Raw genomic sequence first — 687 nt, forward strand, 5'->3', positions numbered from 1 at the left:
CGCCGTCGACCTGCACGGCAAGGGGCCCGCGTCGCACGTGGTCGTCGCCGACCTGCGGCCGCAGCGGCTGCTCACCTTCGCCAGCCCCGGCTACCCCGGCCCCACCTGGTACGCCGACGAGCACGAGGTGCGGCGCTGGTGCCGGCTGGTCGCCGAAGGTCTCGGTGTCGACGCCGATCCCGACGCGCTCGACCTCGCCGTCCCGGACGTGCCGCCGCCGGTGCGCGGCGCCGCCGTCGTCCATCCGGGCGCGGCCTACCCGGGCCGGCGGTGGCCGGCCGAACGCTTCGCCGCCGTCGCCCGCCACCTGGCCGAGGCCGGGCACCACGTGCGGATCACCGGGGGCCCCGGGGAGGTCGAGCTCGCCCGCTCGGTCGCCGGGGCGGCGGGCCTGCCGGACGACGCCGTGCTCGCGGGCCGGACGACGTCGCTGGAGCTGGCCGCACTGGTCGCCGCGGCCCGCCTCGTGGTGTGCGGCGACACCGGGGTGGCGCACCTGGCCAGCGCGTACCGGCGTCCCTCGGTGGTGCTGTTCGGGCCGGTCTCCCCGGCGCAGTGGGGGCCGCCGCCGCGGGAGCAGCACGTCGTCCTCTGGCACGGGGACGGCACCGGCGACCCGTGGGGCACCGAGCTCGACCCGGCGCTGGCCCGGATCACCGTCGACGAGGTCCTCGCCGCCCTCGGGCG

General features: G+C 79.3%; 1 protein-coding gene. It reads left to right on the top strand.

Annotated features, from left to right (window positions below; all coding sequences use genetic code 11):
• Nucleotides 1-687: glycosyltransferase family 9 protein (locus A6V29_RS08175; RefSeq protein WP_137159854.1), on the top strand; the 687-nt coding region annotated here is incomplete at both ends.

This window comes from Blastococcus sp. CCUG 61487 (assembly GCF_005222955.1).
GTDB lineage: Bacteria > Actinomycetota > Actinomycetes > Mycobacteriales > Geodermatophilaceae > Blastococcus.